The sequence below is a fragment of the Streptomyces sp. NBC_00212 genome (genome assembly GCF_045206365.1).
In the GTDB taxonomy this organism is placed as follows: domain Bacteria; phylum Actinomycetota; class Actinomycetes; order Streptomycetales; family Streptomycetaceae; genus Streptomyces.
This window is the reverse complement of the sequence record NZ_CP108115.1, coordinates 7,065,561-7,085,582: the sequence shown is the minus strand read 5'-3', so window position 1 is coordinate 7,085,582 and position 20,022 is coordinate 7,065,561. Positions and strand designations below refer to the sequence as shown.

The window sequence follows — 20,022 nt, the reverse complement described above, 5'->3', positions numbered from 1 at the left end:
GAACAACGCCCAGCATCCCACCGGGGTTCCTCGGGGTGCGACCCTCCGCGCCGTCACGCCCCGAAGAGACCCTGTTGTCCGCTTCCTGCCGCGCCACCGCCCTGCTGCGGCGGTACGAGACCGAGGTGGGCCCAGGCGGCGGGTGTGGCCACCCGGCCCCGCGGAGTACGGGCCAGCAGACCCTCACGGACCAGGAACGGCTCGGCCACCTCCTCCACCGTTTCGCGCTCCTCGCCCACCGCGACCGCCAGCGTGGACAGGCCCACCGGGCCCCCGCCGAACAGCTTCAGGAGGGCCTGGAGGACGGCCCGGTCCAGGCGGTCCAGACCGCGGGCGTCAACCTCGTACACCCCGAGCGCGACCGAGGCGATCTCGGGGGTGATGACGCCGTCCGCCTTGACCTGGGCGTAGTCGCGCACCCGGCGCAGCAGCCGATTGGCGATGCGCGGGGTGCCGCGGGAGCGGCCCGCGATCTCCGCGGCGCCCGCGGTGTCGATCTCCACGTCGAGCAGCCGGGCCGAGCGGTGGATGACCCGCTCCAGCTCGGAGGGCTCGTAGAACTCCATGTGCCCGGTGAAGCCGAAGCGGTCGCGCAGCGGGGGCGGCAGCAGGCCTGCCCTGGTGGTGGCGCCGACCAGGGTGAAGGGCGGCAGCTCCAGCGGGATGGCGGTGGCGCCGGGGCCCTTGCCGACGATGACGTCGACCCGGAAGTCCTCCATCGCCATGTAGAGCATTTCCTCGGCCGGCCGCGACATCCGGTGGATCTCGTCGAGGAAGAGGACCTCGCCCTCCTGGAGGGAGGAGAGGATCGCGGCGAGGTCGCCCGCGTGCTGGATGGCGGGGCCGCTGGTGATGCGGATCGGGGCGCCCATCTCGGCCGCGATGATCATCGAGAGGGTGGTCTTGCCGAGGCCGGGGGCGCCGGAAAGGAGCACGTGGTCGGCGGTGGCGCCGCGGGCGCGGGCCGCGCGCAGGACCAGGTCGAGCTGCTCGCGGACCTTCTCCTGGCCGACGAACTCGTCCAGGTCCTTGGGGCGCAGGGCGGCCTCGACGGCGGTGTCCTCTCCGTCGGCGTCGGACCCGACGAGGCGGTCCCCGGCCGTCGCGGACAGATCCGCCGTGTCGGAGCTGTCTTCCCAGTTCATGACGTGTGCCTCGGATCGTGGTCGCGATGGGTGGTGCGCGGGCTCAGCGGGCGCGGTTCAAGGTCTGGAGGGCGGCCTTCAGGAGCGCGCCGATGTTCGGCTTGTCGGAGGCCTCGGCCTGCGGGGCCACGGCCGTGACCGCCTCGTCGGCCTCCCGGGTCGCGTAGCCGAGGCCGATGAGGGCCGCGTGCAGTTGGTCGCGCCAGCCCGAGGTGACCGGTGCTCCGACCGCCGGGGCGTTGCCGACGGGCGCTCCGAGCCGGTCCTTCAGCTCGATGAGGAGCTTCTGGGCGCCCTTCTTGCCGATGCCGGGCACCGCGGTGAGCGCCTTCTCGTCACCGGTGGCGAACGCGCGGCGCAGCGCGTCCGGGGTGTGCACGGAAAGGACTGCCTGGGCGAGCCGGGGGCCCACCCCGTTGGCGGTCTGGAGCAGCTCGAAGACCTGCTTCTCGTCGTCGTCCGCGAAGCCGTACAGGGTGAGCGAGTCCTCCCGTACGACCAGCGACGTGGCGAGTTTGGCGTGCTGGCCGATGCGCAGTTCGGCCAGCGTGTTGGGCGTGCACTGGAGGGCCATGCCGATGCCGCCGACCTCGACCACCGCGGTGTCGGGAGCGAGGGCGGCGACCGGGCCGCTGACGAAGGCGATCATCGGGTGACCTTCCGTACGGAGTGCTGGGCGTGGGCCTGTTGGAGCCGGTTGAGCGCGGGGGCGCGCCAGATGTGGCAGATGGCGAGGGCGAGCGCGTCGGCCGCGTCGGCCGGTTTGGGCGGGGCGTCGAGCCGGAGCAGCCGCGTCACCATGGCGCCGACCTGCGCCTTGTCGGCCCGGCCGCTGCCGGTGACGGCGGCCTTGACCTCGCTGGGGGTGTGCAGGGCGACGGGGATGCCGCGCCGGGACGCGCACAGCATGGCGACCGCGCTGGCCTGGGCGGTGCCCATCACGGTGCGCACGTTGTGCTGGCTGAACACCCGCTCCACGGCGACGACTTCGGGCCGGTGGGCATCGAGCCACTCCTCGATGCCGCGCTCGATGGCGACGAGGCGGTGGCCCAACTCGGCGTCCGCGGGCGTCCGTACGACACCGACGCCCAGCATCGTCAGGGACCGGCCCGCGACCCCCTCGACCACGCCGACGCCACACCGCGTCAGGCCGGGGTCCACCCCCAGTACGCGCACGGCCCCTCCCCTCGGTGATCTTTGACTTGCTGCCAGGCTATCCGCTGCCACTGACAACGGCGGCGGGCCGATGGGACGTGTCCCATCGGCCCGCCGGAACCGCTCAATCCGCGGCAGCGTTACGCGTCGACCTTCTCCATGACCTCGTCGGAGACATCGAAGTTGGCGAAGACGTTCTGCACGTCGTCGCTGTCCTCCAGCGCGTCGATCAGCTTGAAGATCTTCCGCGCGCCCTCTTCGTCGAGCTCGACCTGCATGGTCGGTACGAAGTTGGCCTCGGCCGAGTCGTAGTCGATGCCGGCCGCCTGGAGCGCGGTGCGGACCGCGACCATGTCGGTGGCCTCGGAGATGATCTCGAAGGAGTCACCGAGGTCGTTGACCTCCTCGGCGCCCGCTTCCAGAACCGTCTCCAGGACGTCGTCCTCCGAGAGCTCGCCCTTGGGCAGGACGACGACGCCCTTGCGGTTGAACAAGTACGAGACCGAGCCCGGGTCGGCCATGGAGCCGCCGTTGCGGGTCATCGCGACACGTACGTCGGATGCGGCACGGTTGCGGTTGTCGGTGAGGCACTCGATGAGCACCGCGACACCGTTCGGGCCGTAACCCTCGTACATGATCGTCTCGTAGTCGGCACCGCCCGCCTCAAGACCGGCACCGCGCTTGAGCGCGGAGTCGATGTTCTTGTTGGGCACCGACTGCTTCTTGGCCTTCTGCACGGCGTCGAAGAGCGTCGGGTTGCCGTCGATGTCGGCGCCGCCGGTGCGGGCGGCGACCTCGATGTTCTTGATCAGCTTCGCGAAGAGCTTGCCGCGCTTGGCATCGATCACGGCCTTCTTGTGCTTCGTCGTAGCCCATTTAGAGTGGCCGGACATCTGCCTGTCTCCTTCGCGTAACCCATTCTGCGTCGTTCGGCAGAGATCCTACCGGGACCTCGTCACCGTGCGGCGCGCACCATGTCCACGAACAGCGCGTGCATGCGGTGGTCGCCGGTCAGCTCGGGGTGGAACGAGGTCGCGAGGGCGTTGCCTTGGCGCACGGCGACGATGTGGCCGCCGTGCTCGGCGAGCACCTCGGTCTCGGCGCCGACGGACTCGACCCAGGGCGCGCGGATGAACACGCCTTCCACGGGACCCACGCCGGAAACCTCCACGGTCGCCTCGAACGACTCGTTCTGGCGGCCGAAGGCGTTGCGGCGGACGATCATCTCGATGCCGCCGATGGTCTCCTGGCCCGAACGCGGGTCGAGGATCTTGTCGGCGAGCATGATCAGCCCGGCGCACGTGCCGTACACGGGCAGGCCCGCGCGGACCCGCTCGCGCAGCGGCTCCAGCATGCCGAACAGCGCGGCCAGCTTGGAGATGGTGGTGGACTCGCCGCCGGGTATGACCAGGCCGTCCACCTCGGCGAGCTCCTCGGGGCGCCTGACCGGCCTGGCCACGGCGTCCGCCGCGGCCAGGGCGATGAGGTGCTCCCGTACGTCGCCCTGGAGGGCCAGGACACCAATCACGGGGGTGTGCATGAGTGACTACCAGCCGCGGTTGGCGTAGCGCTCGGTCTCGGGCAGGGTGTCGCAGTTGATGCCGACCATGGCCTCGCCCAGGTTGCGGGAGGCGTCCGCGATGATCTTCGGGTCGTCGAAGAAGGTGGTGGCCTTCACGATGGCGGCGGCGCGCTTGGCCGGGTCGCCCGACTTGAAGATGCCGGAGCCGACGAAGACGCCCTCGGCGCCGAGCTGGCGCATCAGCGCGGCGTCGGCGGGGGTGGCCACGCCACCGGCGGAGAACAGCACGACGGGGAGCTTGCCGAGCTCGGAGACTTCCTTGACCAGCTCGTACGGGGCGCGCAGCTCCTTGGCGGCGGCGTACAGCTCGTTGTTGTCGAAGCCGCGCAGTTTGGCGATCTCGTTCTTGATCTGGCGCAGGTGGCGGACGGCCTCGACGACGTTGCCGGTGCCGGCCTCGCCCTTGGAGCGGATCATGGCCGCGCCCTCGGCGATGCGGCGCAGCGCCTCGCCCAGGTTGGTGGCGCCACACACGAACGGGGTCGTGAAGGCGAACTTGTCGCTGTGGTTGACCTCGTCGGCCGGGGTGAGGACCTCGGACTCGTCGATGTAGTCGACGCCGAGCGACTGCAGGACCTGGGCCTCGACGAAGTGGCCGATGCGGGACTTGGCCATCACCGGGATGGAGACCGCGCCGATGATCTCCTCGATCATGTTCGGGTCGGACATCCGGGCCACGCCGCCGTCCTTGCGGATGTCGGCCGGCACCCGCTCCAGGGCCATGACGGCGACGGCGCCCGCGTCCTCGGCGATCTTCGCCTGCTCGGCGTTGACCACATCCATGATCACGCCGCCCTTGAGCTGCTCGGCCATGCCGCGCTTGACGCGGGCGGTGCCGATGGCGGGGCTGTCGGACTGGGGGGTGCTGGAAGGCGTGCTGGACACGGAGCGACCTCACTGAGTGAAGAAGGGATTCTGCTGCCCCGAGAGAACCCTGGCGGAGCAGTCCACATCAAGGGCCAATGTGTACCCGGTGGATCGTTTTCGCCGGTCAGCCACCCCCAGTGGCTACGAGATCACGTTCCCGGGCGGTCGGCCAGGGCCGTCGGCGGCTCGTCGTCCATCTCGAAGGCCAGCGGGAACGGCGCGTGGCCCGCCAGGCGGAACCAGCGCACCGTACGGTGCCTGCGCAGCGCCCTCGCGGCCCGCACGGCGTCGTTGTGGAAGCGCCGCGCCATCGGCACCCTGCGCACCGCCTGCGCCAGCTCCTCGGCGGCTTCCACGCCCCCGGGCGCCTCCCGTACGGCCTCCACCTGCGCCGGCTCCCCGAAGACCGCCCGCAGCGCCTGGCTGAGCTCGCTCTCGGCGACCTCCCGGTGCTCCTCCTCCGCTTGGCGGGCCGCGTGCGCGGCCTCGTACAGGACGATCGAGGCGGCCGGGTCGAGCACCCCGCTGGTGGCCAGTTCCTGGGTGACCGAGGCGCGGCGGAGCAGTTGGGCGTCCAGGGCGGCGCGGGCCGCGTCGATGCGGGCGTGCAGCCGGTCGAGCCGGCCGGCGGTCCAGCTGAGATAGAGGCCGATCGCGACGAGGGCGACGACGATCCAGATGAGGGTTACGGTCACGGGCCGCAAGGCTACCGGGGCGCCGGGTACGGCCGGCCCGCCCATGGGACGAGCCCGCTCTTGGAACGCGCGGTGCCGTAGGGAAGGCTGGGTCCCTTGACGCGGGCGGATCGGACGGACAGGGGGAACGGACTGTGGGCGCAGGCCGGTTGGCGACCAGGGGCACGGCCGGAGCGGCGGTGCCGAGGGACGCGGCGCGGCGGATCGCCGAGGTGCTCGGCGGCCGGGACACGCGGGTCGAGGCCGGGGACGGCTGGGCGCACTCCCGGTTCACGGTCCCCGGCCGGGGCGTGCCGCTCGGCGTGGACGTGGTGGCCGACACCCGGCGGGCGCCGACCGGCATCGCCTTCCTGCTGCCCGGCGGCGGCCTCGGCTTCGCCGCGAACTTCTTCACGCCGCGCGCCCGCAATCTCGCCCACCACCTACGCGGTGCGGGCCAATTGGTGGTAGGGATCAGCCCGCGCGAGGACCTGGCCTCCGCCGCCGACATCACGGCCGACTGGGGCCTGGCCGCGCACGCCCGCGACGCCCGGTCGGTCATCGACGCCGTGACCGGGGTGCTGCCGCTCCCCCACCAGTTCGTGGGCCATTCGGCCGGGGCGGTGCTCGCCCTGGACCTGGCGTCCAAGGACACCTCGCACGGGCTGCGCCGGGTGGTCGCCCTCGACACGACGGGCCCGTACACCGGCGGTCTCGCGGTACGGGCGGCACGGTCACGCACCGCGCTCCAGAGGCTCATCGACCAGGGCATGTACGTCAACGACCCTGGCTTGAAAGGGCTGTTGGCGCGGGCCGTGGCCGATCCCGGCGGGGCGAGCGCGGCACCGTGGCCGGTCGATCCGGCGGCCCGGTTCACCAACGCGGGGCTCGCGCACTTCGCGCTGATCCGCACCGCTTCGCTGCCGGGGCTCACCAACTGGATCTACCGGCAGGGCTTCAGCGCCGGGACGTACGGGTTCGGGGCGGCCCCGGCCGAGGACCGGTTCGCGCTCGGCCGCACCCCGCTGCAGGTGTGGGCCGAGACGACCGCCGCGCTGGGCAGCGGGCTCGTGCCGAACGCGCTGCTGCGCGACCTGATGTCGGTCTGGGCCGCCGACGGGACGGGGTACGCCATCGACTGGGCGGGGATCCGGGCCGAGGTGGTCTGGGTGAACATGGAGCTCGGCCGGGGCGACCACCCCCGGGGCGCGGAGCTGATCCGGGCCGGCGGCAACGGCCGGGTCGGCTTCCGCGTGGTGGCGGGTTACGGCCACGGCGACCCGGTGTGGGGCGCCACGGCCGCAGCCGATGTGTGGCCGCTGCTGACCCCGGCCTGAGCGGCGGCCTCCGCCGAGCCCGGCCGGGGCCGGAGTCAGTCCCTGGCCAGCCCGAACCGCGCCCGGAATCCGGTGCGTTCGTCCGTGGCCACCGCCGCCGCCCCGTGCGTCACCGTCTCGTACACCGCGAGGATGTCCGCGCCGACCGTCGCCCAGTCGAAGCGCCGCACGTGCGCCGAGCCGCGTTCGCTCAGGCCCGCGCGGCGGGCCGGGTCGGCGAGCAGGCGTACGGCCGCCGAGGCGAGCGCGTCGGCGTCCTCGTTGGCGAAGAGGTCGCCCGCCGCGCCCTGGTCCAGGACCTGCGCGAAGGCGTCCAGGTCGCTGGCGAGGACCGCGGCGCCCGCCGACAGCGCCTCCACCAGGATGATCCCGAAGCTCTCGCCGCCGGTGTTGGGCGCGACGTACACGTCCACGCTGCGCAGCAGCCGCGCCTTGTCCTCGTCGCTGACCATGCCGAGGAACTCAACCCGCGAGCGCATCTCGGCCGGCAGGGAGGCCACTGCCTCCTCCTCGTCGCCCCGGCCCGCGACGAGCAGCCGGGTCTCCGGGCGCTCCGCGAGGATCTTGGGGAGCGCCTTCATGAGGACCGGCAAGCCCTTGCGGGGCTCGTCGATGCGCCCTATGAAGCCGAGGGTCTGCCCCTGCCACTCCTTCTTCGGCTCGGCCCTCGCGAAGAAGTCGACGTCGACGCCGTTGGGGATCACCACCGCGTCGCCGCCGAGGTGTTCGACCAGGGTGCGCCGCGCGTACTCGCTGACCGCGATGCGCGCGCTGATCTTCTCCAGGGCGGGCTGGAGGATCGGGTACGCCGCGATCATCGCGCGGGAGCGGGGGTTGGAGGTGTGGAAGGTCGCCACGATGGGGCCCTGCGCCGCCCAGCACGAGAGCAGGCCGAGCGAGGGCGAGGCCGGCTCGTGGATGTGGATGACGTCGAACGTGCCGTCGTGCAGCCAGCGCCGCACCCGCGCGGCCGACAGGAACCCGAAGTTGAGCCGCGCCACCGAGCCGTTGTACGGGACCGGGACGGCCCGGCCCGCCGAGACGACGTAGGGCGGCAGCGGGGTCTCGTCGTCGGCGGGGGCGAGGACCGAGACCTCGTGGCCGAGGCGGATCAGGTGCTCGGCCAGGTCCCGGATGTGGAACTGGACGCCGCCGGGGACGTCCCACGAGTACGGGCAGACGATGCCGATCTTCACGGCCGTCGCTCCTCCAGGTCCGCGAGCCACAGCCGTTGCAGCATGTGCCAGTCCTCCGGGTGGTCGGCGATTCCGGTGGCGAAGGCGTCCGCCAGCGTCTGTGTCATCAAGGACGTCTTGGAGGCCCGGTCACCTGTCTCGGGCACCTCGATGGGCGGGTGGACCCGGCCCTTCATGATGGGCGAGTCGTCGTACCAGAGCGTCACCGGGAGGAGCAGCGCGCCGGTCTGCTGGGCCAGCATGGCCGGTCCCGCGGGCATCCGGGTCTGCTCGCCGAAGAACTTGACCTCGACTCCGGACGCCGACAGGTCGCGGTCGGCGACCAGACAGACCAGGCCGCCCGCGCGCAGCCGTCGGGCCAGCGTCCCGAAGGCGGAGCCGCCTACGTGCGGCAGGACCTCCATGCCGAGGCTCTCGCGGTAGGCGACGAAGCGGTCGTACAGCGTCTCGGGCTTGAGGCGCTCGGCGACCGTGGTGAACGGGGTGGCCAGCTTGGTGGTGACCCAGGCGCCCGCGAGGTCGTAGTTGCCCATGTGGGGCAGGGCGAGGACGACGCCGCGCCCGGAGGCGAGGGCGTCCGTCAGATGGTGGACGTCCTCGGGCACGAAGCCGTTCGCCATCCGGTCCTTGCTCCACGACGGCAGCCGGAAGGACTCCATCCAGTACCGCATGTAGGAGCGCATGCCCGCCTGCGAGAGGGCCGCGAGCCGTTCCGGGGTGGCGTCGGGCACGACCCGCGCCAGGTTGGATTCGAGGCGCAGCACGCTCTTGCCGCGCCGCTTCCACACCTGGTCCGCGATGCGCCGGCCGAGCCCGTTCGCGACGGGCTCCGGCAGCTTCTTGACGGTGGCCCAGCCAAGGCCGTACAGCGCGTCGGTCAGCCTGTCCTTCATGCGCCCGCCTCACCGGCCGCCCGCGCGTCGGCCTCGGCGGACTCCCGACGGACCGTCACCACGCGCTGGATCAGCGTGACGAGACTGCCGACGGCCACGATCCACAGCGCGATGGGGAGCAGCACCTGGATGCCCGGTACACCGAACTTGTGCAGTCCGGCCAGGCCCGCGGCCACCAGTGAGATCACGAGCCGTTCGGCGCGCTCCACCAGGCCGTTGACCGCGACCGGCAGCCCGATCGCCTCGCCGCGCGCCTTGGTGTACGAGACCACCTGGCCGCTGGCCAGGCAGAAGATGGCGACCGCGCACAGCGCGTTGTCGTCGCCCTGCCCGGCGTACCAGAGGGCGAAGCCGCCGAAGATCGCGCCGTCGGCGACCCGGTCGAGGGTCGAGTCGAGGAAGGCGCCCCAGCGGCTGGAGATCCCGGCCTGGCGGGCCATGTTGCCGTCGACCAGGTCGGAGAAGACGAAGAGGGTGATGACGATGGTGCCCCAGAAGAACTCTCCACGGGGGAAGAAGACCAGCGCACCCGCCATCACTCCGGCCGTGCCGATGAGGGTCACCGCGTCGGGGCTGACTCCGCGACGGAGCAGAAATGCGGCGAACGGCGTGAGGACACGCGTGAAGAATGCACGCGCGTACTTGTTCAGCATGGCCTTCCCGAGGGGTCGGTGTGGCCGCGCGGCCCCTGCTGGCCACCGGCCGACCCATCGTAGCCACGACTGCGCGGCCGCACCGCCGGGCACCCGCCGCGTGACCGGCGGGCCACTGTCCGCGTGCGGTCGCGTACGACGTATGGACGCACAGTGACCGGAGTGGAAAGCTCGAATTACCGCGGGCGTCGCAGATGCCGCCTCCGCACGCGGAGTCCGCGTGTCCGCGCCCCCTCACCACCTCACCGCGCACGAAACCGGGAGGAACGGACATGGGCGACAAGGCAAACGCACACCCCGGGGCCGCCGGCAGGGCTACAGCGGCCGACCACCCCTCATCCGTACGGAACGTGGTGCTGGTCGGCCACAGCGGATCCGGGAAAACCACCTTGGTGGAAGCGCTCGCGCTGGCGGCCGGGGCCGTCAACCGGGCGGGCAGGGTCGAGGACGGCGGCACCGTCTCCGACTACGACGAGATCGAGCACCGGCAGCAGCGCTCCGTACAGCTGTCGCTGGTTCCGGTCGAATGGGGTGGTTTCAAGATCAATATCTTGGACACCCCCGGATACGCCGACTTCGTCGGGGAACTCAGGGCCGGTCTGCGAGCGGCGGACGCGGCCCTTTTCGTCGTCTCGGCCGCGGACGGGGTGGACGGCTCGACGCGGATGGTCTGGGACGAGTGCGCGGCCGTCGGGATGCCGCGGGCGATCGTGATCACGCACCTGGAGGCGGCCCGTGCCGACTTCGACGCGATGACGACGATCTGCGCCGAGGCCTTCGGCGGCGACGACCCCGACGCTGTGCTCCCGCTGTACCTCCCGGTGCACGGCGCGGCCGGACCCGACGGGCACGCGCCGGTGACCGGCCTGACCGGGCTGCTCTCGCAGCGGGTCTTCGACTACGAGTCCGGCGAGCGCAAGGAGACCCAGCCGGACGCCGACCTGCTCCCGCTGATCGAGGAGGCCCGCAACCGGCTCATCGAGGGGATCATCGCGGAGAGCGAGGACGAGACCCTCATGGACCGCTACCTCGGCGGCGAGGACATCGATTTCAAGACGTTGGTGGCGGACCTGGAACGGGCGGTGGCGCGCGGCACCTTCCACCCGGTCCTGGCCGCGGCGCCGGCCGCCGAGGGCGCCAAGCAGGGCCTCGGCACGATCGAACTCCTCGAACTCGTCACCGGCGGCTTCCCCTCCCCCCTGGAGCGGACGGCGCCCGAGATCACGACCCCGCAGGGCGGGCCCCGGCCGACCCCCTCGTGCACGGTCGAGGGCCCACTGGTGGCCGAGGTGATCAAGACCTCCTCCGACCCGTACGTGGGCCGGATCAGCCTGGTGCGGGTCTTCTCCGGCACCCTGCGCCCCGACGAGACGGTGCACGTGTCCGGCCACGGCATGGAGGACCGCGGCCACGAAGACCACGACGTCGACGAGCGGATCGGCGCGCTGTCCTCGCCGTTCGGCAAGCAGCAGCGCACGCTCACCAAGTGCGTCGCGGGCGACCTCGCGTGCGTGGCCAAACTGTCCCGGGCCGAGACCGGCGACACCCTGTCCGCCAAGGAGGACCCGCTCCTGATGGCGCCCTGGGACATGCCCGACCCGCTCCTCCCGCTGGCCATCGAGGCACACAGCAAGGCCGACGAGGACAAGCTCTCGCAGGGGCTCTCGCGCCTGGTCGCGGAGGACCCGACGATGCGCCTCGAACAGAACCCGCACACCCACCAGCTGGTCCTGTGGTGCCTGGGCGAGGCCCACAAGGAGGTCGCCCTGGAGCGGCTGCGCAGCCGGTACGGCGTCCAGGTCGACGTCGTGCCGCACAAGGTGTCGCTGCGCGAGACCTTCGGCGCGAAGGCGGCGGGGCGCGGCCGGCACGTCAAGCAGTCCGGCGGGCACGGGCAGTTCGCGATCTGCGAGATCGACGTGGAGCCGCTGCCGCCGGGCAGCGGCATCGAGTTCGTGGACAAGGTGGTCGGCGGGTCGGTCCCGCGCCAGTTCATCCCGTCCGTCGAGAAGGGCGTACGGGCCCAGGCCGCGAAGGGCGTGGCCGCCGGGTATCCGCTCGTGGACGTGCGCATCACGCTCCTGGACGGCAAGGCGCACTCGGTGGACTCCTCCGACGCGGCGTTCCAGACCGCGGGCGCGCTAGCCCTGCGGGAGGCGGCCGCCGAGGCCCGTATCCATCTGCTCGAACCGGTCGCCGAGGTCCAGGTCCTGGTCGCCGACGACTACGTGGGCCCGGTGATGAGCGACCTGTCCGGGCGCCGGGGCCGGGTGGTCGGCACCGAACAGGCCGGCCCGGGCCGCACGCTGGTGCGCGCCGAGATCCCGGAGATCGAGATCGGCCGGTACGCGCTCGATCTGAGGTCACTGTCCCACGGCACCGGACGGTTCAGCCGCAGCTACGCGCGGCACGAGCCGATGCCGCCCCAGCTCGCCGACAAAATTCGCGAACAGGCAGAAGAAGGGCGATAGTTGACAGGTCATCAGAATGCCGCCCACCGCAATCTCCTTGCGGCGGGCGGCATTCCGACGTCCCCTGACGGGCAGCCTGTGACCCCGATACGCTGTGGTCCCAGCTCAGCAGGTGTGCGGGGTGCGGCAGTCGGGAACGGGTCGCGGAGCGACGGTGTGCGGCGATGGGGGCGGCAGTGACGACGGAAGAGCCATTCTTCGACTTCTTGCCCAGGCCACAGGTGCCGCTCCAGGGCTCCGCGGGCCAGACGGCCGCGACCCAGGCGCTCGCCTCGGCCGCGTACCGGGACGGCCCGGTCGAGGACATACTCAAGGCCAACAGCGAATGGCACGAGTCCGAGGTGAAGAAGGGCAAGCTGTCGCTCTTCGAGCCCAACCTCGGCGAGGCGTTCTCGCGGGCCGTGCAGTCCCGGATGCTCGGCGCCACCCGCAAGGGCATCATCCAGTCGTTCGGCACCGAGCCCGGGACCATCGTCGAGCACTGCCTGGCCTCGATCCGCATCCGCAAGGAGCGCGACACCAAACTCACCCTGGTCATGGTCGTGTTCGGGCTGCTCTTCCTGCCCGGCCTGCTGCTCTGGCTCGGCCTCTTCCAGCTGCGCCGCACCCTGGCCGGCGCCAAGGACCGGCGGGCCGGCGCGCTCGGCAGCATCCTGCTCGCGGCGGCCGGGATCCTCGCCCTGATCTTCCTGATCAAGCTGCCCTTCAACGGCTTCCTCGCGCTGTACCTGCGCGCGATGATCGTGGCCCCGATCGTCGGCTGGTACTGGGCGAAGCTCATCTGCGAGAAGACCGCGCGGGACCTGCGCTCGCGCTGGGACAGCCTGCTGGGCGGCGGCGGCATCGGCGCCAAGATCCCCGAAGCGGTGCCCAAGAGCTCGGCGGCGGGCTCCGCGGAACAGTTGCGCCAGTCCCTGGTCAAGCTGGCCGCCGAGGACCAGAGCAACATCGTCTTCTACGCGGGGCCCAAGGGAATACTGGGCATGGGCACCCGCTGGGGCAGCTGGCAGCTCGCCGAGGAACTGGAGCCCAAGGAAGCCGGCAAGGAGATCCACGGCTTCCGCAGCTGGGACGTCATACGGGCCATCCAGGACCGCCTCCAGCTCCTGGAGCGCGGCCCCCTGCACACCGGCGGCTTCCCCACCCCGTCCATCAAGAACTGGGTGGTCTCGCCGATCGGCGAGGGCGCCAAGGAGGTGTCCCGGCCCAGCGGCCAGGACATCGACAACTTCCAGGTGCGCGCCCACGAGATCCAGCGGATCTGCAACGAGCAGCAGTTCTCCAGCGGCAACCGGCACTACCTAGGCGTCCAGTTCACGCTCTGGGACGGCCAGTTGGTCATCACCATGATGGTCACCGTCACCGTGCTGCACGAGACGCTGCGGATCGAGGTGACCGGGCACGCGCTGGGCCCGGTGCACGCCCTGTTCACCACCAAGCCGGCGCCCAAGACCAAGGAGGTCGACAAGACCTTCCGGTTCTGGGAGAAGAAGACGATCGCGCTGCCCCTGGTCGACGCCACCGAGGTGGTGCGCCTGGCCGCGCGGGCCCCGCTGACCTGGTACCCGCCGCTGCTCGACCACCTGGGCGGCAAGATAGCGCTGCCGGAGCCGTTCGGCCTTCGGCACGCCTGGGCCGACAAGCCCTGGCGGCACCGCTTCATGGCCGACGACGCGATGCGGGCCGCCACCCCCGTGCTGCGGGTGGTGCACTCCGCCGCCATGAAGGTGCTCGACGAGCACGGAGTGAACACCGACCGCTTCACCAACCGCTCGATGATCCTCAGTGGCATGGTCCAGGACCCGGCACCGAGGAAGGCGGACCTGTACGACGCGTAGGACTAGTCCTGCGGCCAGGCGTCGGCCAGCATCTTGCGGGTGTCCGCGAGGAGTTGGGGCAGCACCTTGGTGTGGCCGACGACCGGCATGAAGTTGGTGTCGCCGCCCCAGCGCGGCACGATGTGCTGGTGCAGATGGGCGGCGATCCCGGCACCGGCCACCGTGCCCTGGTTCATGCCGATGTTGAACCCGTGCGCCCCCGACGCGGTGCGCAGCGCGGCCATCGCCCGCTTGGTGAGCTCGGCGAGCTCAAGCGTCTCGGCCGCGTCCAGCTCCGTGTAGTCGGCGACGTGACGGTAGGGCACCACCATGAGGTGCCCGCCGTTGTACGGGTAGAGGTTGAGCACCGCGTACACGTGCTCGCCGCGCTTGATGATCAGCCCGTCCTCGTCCGACTTCGCCGGGATCGAGCAGAACGGACACCCGTCGCCGGACCCCGGCCCCGTCGGCTTGTTCTCGCCCTGGATGTACGCCATCCGGTGGGGCGTCCACAGGCGCTGGAACGCGTCCTGCGTCCCCACTCCGATCTGCTGCTCCGGCTCAGTCGTCATGGTGTGCAGCATATGACTTCGGCGCTCCGGGGCGTCGCCCGGGTGGCCGGTGGCAGAACGCGTGAGGGCCCCCGGGAAGGCGAGCTTCCCGGGGGCCCTCACGGCGTACGGCAGGACGTCAGACCTGGGTCCGCTCCGCCACGACCTTCTCGATCTTCGCGATGGCTTCGTCCCGCGGAATGCCGTTCTCCTGCGAGCCGTCGCGGTAGCGGAAGGAGACGGTGCCCGCGTTCATGTCGTCGTCACCGACAATGATCATGAACGGGACCTTCTGCTTCTGCTGGTTGCGGATCTTCTTCTGCATCCGGTCCGAGGACGCGTCCACCTCGACCCGCAGCCCCTTCTTCTTCGCCTCGGCGGCGAACTCCTGGAGGTACGGGATGTGGGCGTCGCCGATCGGGATGCCGACCGCCTGGACGGGGGCGAGCCAGGCGGGGAACGCGCCCGCGTAGTGCTCCAGGAGCACCGCGAAGAAGCGCTCGATGGAGCCGAACAGGGCGCGGTGGATCATGACCGGCTGCTGCTTGGTGCCGTCGTTCGCGGTGTACTCCAGGCCGAACCGCTCGGGCTGGTTGAAGTCGACCTGGATGGTCGACATCTGCCAGGACCGCCCGATCGCGTCCTTGGCCTGCACCGAGATCTTCGGCCCGTAGAACGCCGCGCCACCCGGGTCCGGGACCAGCGGGAGGCCCTGCTTCTCGGCCGCCTGCCGCAGCGCCTCGGTGGCCTCCTCCCAGGCCTCGTCGGAGCCGATGAACTTGTCCGACTCCGGGTCGCGGGTGGACAGCTCCAGCTCGAAGTCGTCCAAGCCGTAGTCGCGCAGCAGGTCGAGCACGAAGGTCAGGAGCGAGTCGAGCTCCTGCGGCATCTGCTCCTTGGTGCAGTAGATGTGCGAGTCGTCCTGGGTGAAGCCGCGCGCACGGGTCAGACCGTGCACCACACCCGACTTCTCGTAGCGGTACACCGTGCCGAACTCGAAGAGCCGCAGCGGCAGTTCACGGTAGGAGCGGCCGCGCGCCTTGAAGATCAGGTTGTGCATCGGGCAGTTCATCGCCTTGAGGCGGTAGTTCTGCCCGTCGAACTCCACCGGCGGGAACATGCCGTCGCCGTAGTGCGGCAGGTGCCCCGAGGTGACGAAGAGCTCTTCCTTGGAGATGTGCGGGGTGTTCACGAACTCGTAGTCCGCGTCCTCGTGCTTCTGGCGCGAGTACGCCTCCATCTCCCGCCGGACGATGCCGCCCTTGGGGTGGAAGACCGCGAGGCCGGAGCCCAGCTCCTCCGGGATGGAGAACAGGTCGAGCTCGGCACCGAGCTTGCGGTGGTCGCGCTTCTCGGCCTCGGCGAGGAACTCCAGGTGCGCCTTGAGCTCGTCCTTGGTCGGCCAGGCGGTGCCGTAGATGCGCTGCAGCATCGGGTTCTTCTCGCTGCCGCGCCAGTACGCGCCGCCCGAGCGCATCAGCTTGAACGCCGGGATGTTCCGGGTGGTCGGCAGGTGCGGACCGCGGCACAGGTCCTTCCAGCACAGCTCGCCGGTCTTGGCGTCGAGGTTGTCGTAGATGGTCAGCTCGCCGGAGCCGACCTCCGCGTCCGCGCCGTCGGCGGCCTGTGCGGCGTTGCCCTTCAGGCCGATGAGCTCCAGCTTGTACGGCTCGTCGGCGAGCTCGACGCGGGCGGCCTCATCGGTGGTGACGCGGCGGGAGAAGCGCTGGCCGCGCTTCTGGATCTCCTGCATCTTCTTCTCGATGGCCTTGAGGTCCTCGGGCGTGAACGGCTTCTCGACGTCGAAGTCGTAGTAGAAACCGTCCCGGACCGGCGGGCCGATGCCCAGCTTGGCCTCGGGGTGGAGCTCCTGCACGGCCTGGGCCATGACGTGCGCGGTGGAGTGGCGCAGGATGTTGAGACCGTCCTCGGAGGAGATCTCGACGGGCTCGACCTCCTCGCCGTCCTTCACCTCGTACGCGAGGTCCTTCAGCTCGCCGGCCACGCGGGCCGCGACGATGGTGCGCTCACCGGCGAAGAGCTCGGCGGCCGTAGTGCCCGTCGTCACCACGCGCTCTTCCCGCTCGGAATCGCGTTGGATGATCACACGGACGTCTGACACCGGACTTCTCCTGCCGTAGGGGGGCGCGCAGCGTGCCGCGTACGCGAGACGATCCTACCGAGCCGGTGGGGTGAGCCGCGAAACGGATACGGGGCCCGCTCAGTCGGCCGCCGGGTCGGCATCCGCCCCGCAGGCCTCCTCGAAGAAGTCGAGGTTCTCCTGGAGGGACTTCATCAGACGGTCCCGCTCGGCGTCGTCCACCTGCACCGGGGTCACCTCGCGGGCGGCGGAGAGCCTGCGGAATCCGCCCCGGCTCTCCAGGCGCCCCACGACCCGGATCGGCAGCCCGACCAGATGCGCGTGCCCGGCGATGCGGTACGCCTCCTCGTCCAGCTCCATGCGCACGTGCGGCACCTCCGCCCCGGCAAGCACTCTCAGCCGTACGACGCCGGAGCCGCGCGGTCCCGAGCGGCGCAGCCGCACCACGGCGCCGGTGATCCGCACCGGCAGGGACGGCTCGTCGGTCAGGTAGCGGGCGCCGGCCGCACGCAGCGCGGGCAGGTCGCCGGGCGAGAAGTCGACGGGTTCGGGCCGGGCCGCGCACCCGGCGGGCACCCCGGCCGCCGGGGCCCATTCGAGGGCGACCCGGACGCCTTCGGTGCCGCGCACCAGGGCGACCACGGACTCGGTCAGCTCTCTGCTGACGCCCGCCCGTACGGCCGCGTCGAAGGCCTCCATGCCGCCCGTGGTGCGCTGGTAGTCGACCGCGTCCCGCACCGCGTTGAGCGCCGCGTACAGGCGGACCACCGCGGGCCGCCCGGACGCCGCCGGGACGAACGCGGTGAGCCCGCCGCCCGGTCCGGGCTCGACGAGGACGCCCTCCAGCGAGGCGAGGGCCTGCCTGCGGTGGCGGGCCCCGTAGTACCCGGCGGGGCCGCGCACCGCCAGCGCGCCCGCGACCAGCATCCGGTGGGCGGCGCCGCGCAGTTGTTCCTGCTCGCTCCAGGAGGCGGCGCCGGCCGGCCCCTCGGGCACCTCGCGCCACCACCGCACCTCGTCGCTGGGCACCGCGAGCGAGACCAGCACCTCGCGTGCGGAGGGCGCGGCGCTGCGGGCGAGCGCGGTCAGGGCCTCGCCGAGCAGGTCCTCGCTGTCGGGGTAGGCCCGGCTCTCCGGGACGAGCAGGCTCATGCCGGAGCCGATCGCGCCGGGCGGCGTCCAGCGCGCGTAGCGCCCCGCCGCTCCCCCGCGCCGCCGCCAGCCGTGCCGGTGGAGCAGCACCCCGAGCACCGCCGGATCGACCTGGCCGGGACCCGGCAGAATCCCGCCGAGCTCATCGTCGGACCAGCGCATCAGGGCCTCCCTCCCACCCCGACCCGCGTCATGATCTCGCAGAGCGCGCGGTCGTCGAAGATCCGCGAGGTCGGTATTCGCACCGTGGTCCTGCGCCGGCCGGTCACCGGGTGCCCGGCCAGATTGGTCCAGTAGCAGCAGTGCCGCAGCGCCAGGCGGTCGTGGCCGGCGCGCAGCCACTCGTCCTGACTCCTCGGCACCAGCATCACGACCAGGATCTTGTGCACCGACACGGGCGTGCGGGCAAGCTTCACCAGGTGCGCGTTGTCCAGCGTGAAGGAGAAGGCCCCGCCCGGCGGATGCGGCGGAATCTGGTAGGTGCACTTGAGCTGCACCTTGATCGTCACTTCGTCGTCGACCGTGTGCCCGGGAGCACTGTGGCTCACGTGCCAGTCGATCCCGTTGTCCGGAAAGGGCTGCGACAGCGAACACCCCGCTGCCGCCGCCACCGCGTGCAGGTAGCCCACCTGAAGGGTCTCCATGCAGGCGGTGGTGGCGAGCGAGCCGCGCAGCGGTGCGATCCGCTCGGGCAGCAGACCGTGCCCGGGCGCGGCCGGATCGGGCTGCGCGAGCGCCATGGCTGTCGTATGCCTTCCGGAACTGTGCCGAACTTTCTCCGTGACGGCCCGTCAAACTCCAGTCCCGTCACCTGTGTTGTCTCCGCACTCGGGTCCCCGCAAACGGCGTATGTCGCAAACGGCCCGGGTATCACGGAATCGGGCAGGGGATGCACGCCATCTGCCGGGAGTGCGCGAGGAGTTGAGTAGACATGACGTGTTGGTACGAGGGTCCCCTGGCGGCGTTCGACACCGAGACCACCGGGGTGGACGTCGAGGGGGACCGGATAGTTTCGGCCGCACTGGTCATCCAGGACGGCCCGGACGCCCGGCCGCGGTCGACCCGCTGGCTGGTCAACCCGGGCATACCCGTCCCGGCGGGCGCAACGGCCGTACACGGTCTGACCGATGAACACCTCCAGCTGAACGGGCGCTGGCCGGCCCCCGTGATGGAGGAGGTCGCGAAGTCGCTGGCCGAGCAGTGCGCGGCGGGCCGGCCGCTGGTCATCATGAACGCGCCGTTCGATCTGACGCTCCTGGACCGGGAGTTGAGGCGTCACCGCGCGGCCTCGCTGTCCCACTACCTGGGCCAGAACCCGCTGCGCGTCCTCGATCCGCGGGTCCTGGACAAGCACCTGGACCGCTACCGCAAGGGCCGCCGCACGCTGACCGACCTGTGCGAGCACTACGGCGTGACGCTGGAGGGCGCGCACGACGCGGCCGCCGACGCGCTGGCCGCCCTGGAGGTCGTACGGGCCGTGGGGCGCAGGTTCGCATCCCGCCTGGAGCGGCTGACGCCCACGGAGTTGCACACGCTCCAGGCGACCTGGCACGCGGCCCAGGCGCGCGGCCTGCAGGCCTGGTTCACCCGGCAGGGCACCCCGGAGCTGGTGGACACGGCGTGGCCGCTGCGGCCCGAACTCCCGGCGGCCGCCTGAGCGTCGACAGCAAAAAGGCCGGTCCGTCGATGACGGACCGGCCTTTCCCGGTGGGCGATACTGGGTTCGAACCAGTGACCTCTTCGGTGTGAACGAAGCGCTCTCCCACTGAGCTAATCGCCCGGGAACGCACTGAACAATACAGGCCCCCGGGCCCAGCTTTCAACGGCATTCAGAAGGCGGACGAGCCCCCGCCTCCCGGACCTCATCATCAGCGCGTGATTGGCCCGGAACACCGGGCGGCCCGGCACCGCGAGCCGCCGCATCAGCGGCTTGCACACCTCGACCTCCTGCTCGTACACGGCCCGCGTTCCGCCGCCGCGGGCGAACAGCGTCCAGCGCGCCCACCCTTCGAGGTCCCCGCAGAGCTCGACCTCCAGGACCCGTGCCCCCGGATCGCGCCGGCTCTCACGGGCGGTGACGAACAGGTCGTACGGGACGAGCGAGCGGAGCCGGGCGGTGGCGGTGCGCTCGTCGACGGGGGTGACCTCGCGGACCTCGGGCCACCAGCGCGGGTACTCCTCGGCGCGCTCCAGGACCGCGTACACGACGCCGGGCGCCGCGGGCAGGTCCCAGACACTGCGGAAGCGGTAGCGGCACCAGTCCATGCCCCCAGTCTGCGGGACGGGCGGGGGCCGGGAACGCCGACGGCCCCGGAGATCTCGATGATCTCCGGGGCCGTCGGTCCGGGTGGGCGATACTGGGTTCGAACCAGTGACCTCTTCGGTGTGAACGAAGCGCTCTCCCACTGAGCTAATCGCCCGGGCGCAC

At 71.4% G+C, this 20,022-nt stretch carries 19 protein-coding genes and 2 tRNA genes; 4 read left to right on the top strand and 17 right to left on the bottom strand.

The annotated features are described in order from the left end of the window. Positions 1-53: 53 nt before the first annotated feature. The 7 genes from ruvB to OHA17_RS32310 form a co-directional block, all read right to left on the bottom strand. Positions 54-1,145 (bottom strand): Holliday junction branch migration DNA helicase RuvB, encoded by a 1,092-nt coding sequence (gene ruvB, locus OHA17_RS32340; protein ID WP_406509437.1) that lies wholly within the window; start codon positions 1,143-1,145, stop codon positions 54-56. A 43-nt stretch (positions 1,146-1,188) separates the two neighbouring features. Next, a complete protein-coding gene (gene ruvA, locus OHA17_RS32335; RefSeq protein WP_406509436.1) occupies positions 1,189-1,794 on the bottom strand; it encodes a Holliday junction branch migration protein RuvA in 606 nt (201 codons plus the stop codon). Continuing rightward, entirely contained in the window at positions 1,791-2,321 is a 531-nt protein-coding gene (gene ruvC / locus OHA17_RS32330) for a crossover junction endodeoxyribonuclease RuvC (protein ID WP_398881883.1), read from the bottom strand. The genes ruvA and ruvC overlap by 4 nt, the downstream gene beginning before the upstream one ends. A gap of 119 nt (positions 2,322-2,440) precedes the next feature. After that, on the bottom strand, positions 2,441-3,193 hold the full coding sequence (locus OHA17_RS32325; protein WP_398882278.1) for a YebC/PmpR family DNA-binding transcriptional regulator: 753 nt from the start codon (positions 3,191-3,193) through the stop codon (positions 2,441-2,443). 62 nt (positions 3,194-3,255) lie between these two features. Next, positions 3,256-3,840, bottom strand: coding sequence for a pyridoxal 5'-phosphate synthase glutaminase subunit PdxT (pdxT, locus tag OHA17_RS32320; protein ID WP_053723629.1), 585 nt, complete (start codon positions 3,838-3,840; stop codon positions 3,256-3,258). A 6-nt stretch (positions 3,841-3,846) separates the two neighbouring features. Then, complete coding sequence (pdxS, locus tag OHA17_RS32315; RefSeq protein WP_053723628.1) at positions 3,847-4,767, bottom strand: pyridoxal 5'-phosphate synthase lyase subunit PdxS; 921 nt, start codon at positions 4,765-4,767, stop codon at positions 3,847-3,849. 131 nt (positions 4,768-4,898) lie between these two features. Continuing rightward, positions 4,899-5,444 (bottom strand): hypothetical protein, encoded by a 546-nt coding sequence (locus OHA17_RS32310; RefSeq protein ID WP_344376053.1) that lies wholly within the window; start codon positions 5,442-5,444, stop codon positions 4,899-4,901. 179 nt (positions 5,445-5,623) lie between these two features. Between OHA17_RS32310 and OHA17_RS32305 the strand changes: the two genes are divergently transcribed. Continuing rightward, a complete protein-coding gene (locus tag OHA17_RS32305; RefSeq protein ID WP_406509435.1) occupies positions 5,624-6,760 on the top strand; it encodes a hypothetical protein in 1,137 nt (378 codons plus the stop codon). A 35-nt stretch (positions 6,761-6,795) separates the two neighbouring features. Here the strand turns inward: OHA17_RS32305 and OHA17_RS32300 are convergent, their stop codons facing one another. The 3 genes from OHA17_RS32300 to pgsA are packed head-to-tail and all read right to left on the bottom strand — an operon-like array spanning position 6,796 to position 9,502. Further along, positions 6,796-7,956, bottom strand: coding sequence for a glycosyltransferase family 4 protein (locus OHA17_RS32300; protein ID WP_053723625.1), 1,161 nt, complete (start codon positions 7,954-7,956; stop codon positions 6,796-6,798). Then, entirely contained in the window at positions 7,953-8,849 is an 897-nt protein-coding gene (locus OHA17_RS32295; protein ID WP_406509434.1) for a phosphatidylinositol mannoside acyltransferase, read from the bottom strand. Before OHA17_RS32295 ends, OHA17_RS32300 begins: the two co-directional genes overlap by 4 nt. Next, positions 8,846-9,502: a phosphatidylinositol phosphate synthase gene (gene pgsA, locus OHA17_RS32290; RefSeq protein WP_053723623.1), complete on the bottom strand. Its 657-nt coding sequence runs from the start codon at positions 9,500-9,502 to the stop codon at positions 8,846-8,848. Before pgsA ends, OHA17_RS32295 begins: the two co-directional genes overlap by 4 nt. A gap of 272 nt (positions 9,503-9,774) precedes the next feature. Between pgsA and OHA17_RS32285 the strand changes: the two genes are divergently transcribed. Beyond that, complete coding sequence (locus OHA17_RS32285) at positions 9,775-11,973, top strand: elongation factor G-like protein EF-G2 (protein ID WP_053723622.1); 2,199 nt, start codon at positions 9,775-9,777, stop codon at positions 11,971-11,973. 164 nt (positions 11,974-12,137) lie between these two features. Then, the gene (locus tag OHA17_RS32280; RefSeq protein WP_406509433.1) at positions 12,138-13,811 is read left to right on the top strand and encodes a hypothetical protein; all 1,674 of its coding nucleotides are present in this window, start codon (positions 12,138-12,140) and stop codon (positions 13,809-13,811) included. A 2-nt stretch (positions 13,812-13,813) separates the two neighbouring features. On the opposite strand, the gene OHA17_RS32275 is transcribed toward OHA17_RS32280, so the two are convergent. The 4 genes from OHA17_RS32275 to OHA17_RS32260 all read right to left on the bottom strand — a co-directional run bounded on the left by OHA17_RS32275 (position 13,814) and on the right by OHA17_RS32260 (position 18,334). Beyond that, complete coding sequence (locus tag OHA17_RS32275) at positions 13,814-14,374, bottom strand: HIT domain-containing protein (protein WP_053723620.1); 561 nt, start codon at positions 14,372-14,374, stop codon at positions 13,814-13,816. Between the two features lie 106 nt (positions 14,375-14,480). Further along, positions 14,481-16,463, bottom strand: a complete 1,983-nt coding sequence (thrS, locus tag OHA17_RS32270; protein ID WP_398882269.1) for a threonine--tRNA ligase — start codon at positions 16,461-16,463, stop codon at positions 14,481-14,483. Between the two features lie 99 nt (positions 16,464-16,562). Next, positions 16,563-17,756: a hypothetical protein gene (locus OHA17_RS32265; protein ID WP_398882267.1), complete on the bottom strand. Its 1,194-nt coding sequence runs from the start codon at positions 17,754-17,756 to the stop codon at positions 16,563-16,565. Then, positions 17,756-18,334, bottom strand: coding sequence for a DUF4365 domain-containing protein (locus OHA17_RS32260; protein WP_053723617.1), 579 nt, complete (start codon positions 18,332-18,334; stop codon positions 17,756-17,758). The genes OHA17_RS32265 and OHA17_RS32260 overlap by 1 nt, the downstream gene beginning before the upstream one ends. A gap of 191 nt (positions 18,335-18,525) precedes the next feature. On the opposite strand from OHA17_RS32260, the gene OHA17_RS32255 reads away from it, so the two are divergent. Further along, on the top strand, positions 18,526-19,251 hold the full coding sequence (locus tag OHA17_RS32255) for a 3'-5' exonuclease (protein WP_398882264.1): 726 nt from the start codon (positions 18,526-18,528) through the stop codon (positions 19,249-19,251). A gap of 51 nt (positions 19,252-19,302) precedes the next feature. Here the strand turns inward: OHA17_RS32255 and OHA17_RS32250 are convergent. From OHA17_RS32250 to OHA17_RS32240, 3 genes are all read right to left on the bottom strand, one after another. Then, positions 19,303-19,374 (bottom strand) — tRNA-Val (locus tag OHA17_RS32250). Next, positions 19,365-19,859, bottom strand: coding sequence for an SRPBCC family protein (locus OHA17_RS32245; protein ID WP_406509432.1), 495 nt, complete (start codon positions 19,857-19,859; stop codon positions 19,365-19,367). Before OHA17_RS32245 ends, OHA17_RS32250 begins: the two co-directional genes overlap by 10 nt. Positions 19,860-19,942: 83 nt before the next feature. Further along, a tRNA-Val gene (locus tag OHA17_RS32240) sits at positions 19,943-20,014 on the bottom strand. Positions 20,015-20,022 lie beyond the last annotated feature (8 nt).

Coding starts and splice junctions, on each gene's coding strand:
- OHA17_RS32275 (WP_053723620.1), bottom strand. CDS start 14,374: ATGCTGCACACCATGACGACTGAGCCGGAGCAGCAGATCGGAGTGGGG.
- pdxT (WP_053723629.1), bottom strand. CDS start 3,840: ATGCACACCCCCGTGATTGGTGTCCTGGCCCTCCAGGGCGACGTACGG.
- OHA17_RS32245 (WP_406509432.1), bottom strand. CDS start 19,859: ATGGACTGGTGCCGCTACCGCTTCCGCAGTGTCTGGGACCTGCCCGCG.
- OHA17_RS32255 (WP_398882264.1), top strand. CDS start 18,526: ATGACGTGTTGGTACGAGGGTCCCCTGGCGGCGTTCGACACCGAGACC.
- ruvA (WP_406509436.1), bottom strand. CDS start 1,794: ATGATCGCCTTCGTCAGCGGCCCGGTCGCCGCCCTCGCTCCCGACACC.
- OHA17_RS32260 (WP_053723617.1), bottom strand. CDS start 18,334: ATGGCGCTCGCGCAGCCCGATCCGGCCGCGCCCGGGCACGGTCTGCTG.
- OHA17_RS32295 (WP_406509434.1), bottom strand. CDS start 8,849: ATGAAGGACAGGCTGACCGACGCGCTGTACGGCCTTGGCTGGGCCACC.
- pgsA (WP_053723623.1), bottom strand. CDS start 9,502: ATGCTGAACAAGTACGCGCGTGCATTCTTCACGCGTGTCCTCACGCCG.
- OHA17_RS32325 (WP_398882278.1), bottom strand. CDS start 3,193: ATGTCCGGCCACTCTAAATGGGCTACGACGAAGCACAAGAAGGCCGTG.
- OHA17_RS32285 (WP_053723622.1), top strand. CDS start 9,775: ATGGGCGACAAGGCAAACGCACACCCCGGGGCCGCCGGCAGGGCTACA.
- OHA17_RS32280 (WP_406509433.1), top strand. CDS start 12,138: ATGGGGGCGGCAGTGACGACGGAAGAGCCATTCTTCGACTTCTTGCCC.
- ruvB (WP_406509437.1), bottom strand. CDS start 1,145: ATGAACTGGGAAGACAGCTCCGACACGGCGGATCTGTCCGCGACGGCC.
- OHA17_RS32265 (WP_398882267.1), bottom strand. CDS start 17,756: ATGCGCTGGTCCGACGATGAGCTCGGCGGGATTCTGCCGGGTCCCGGC.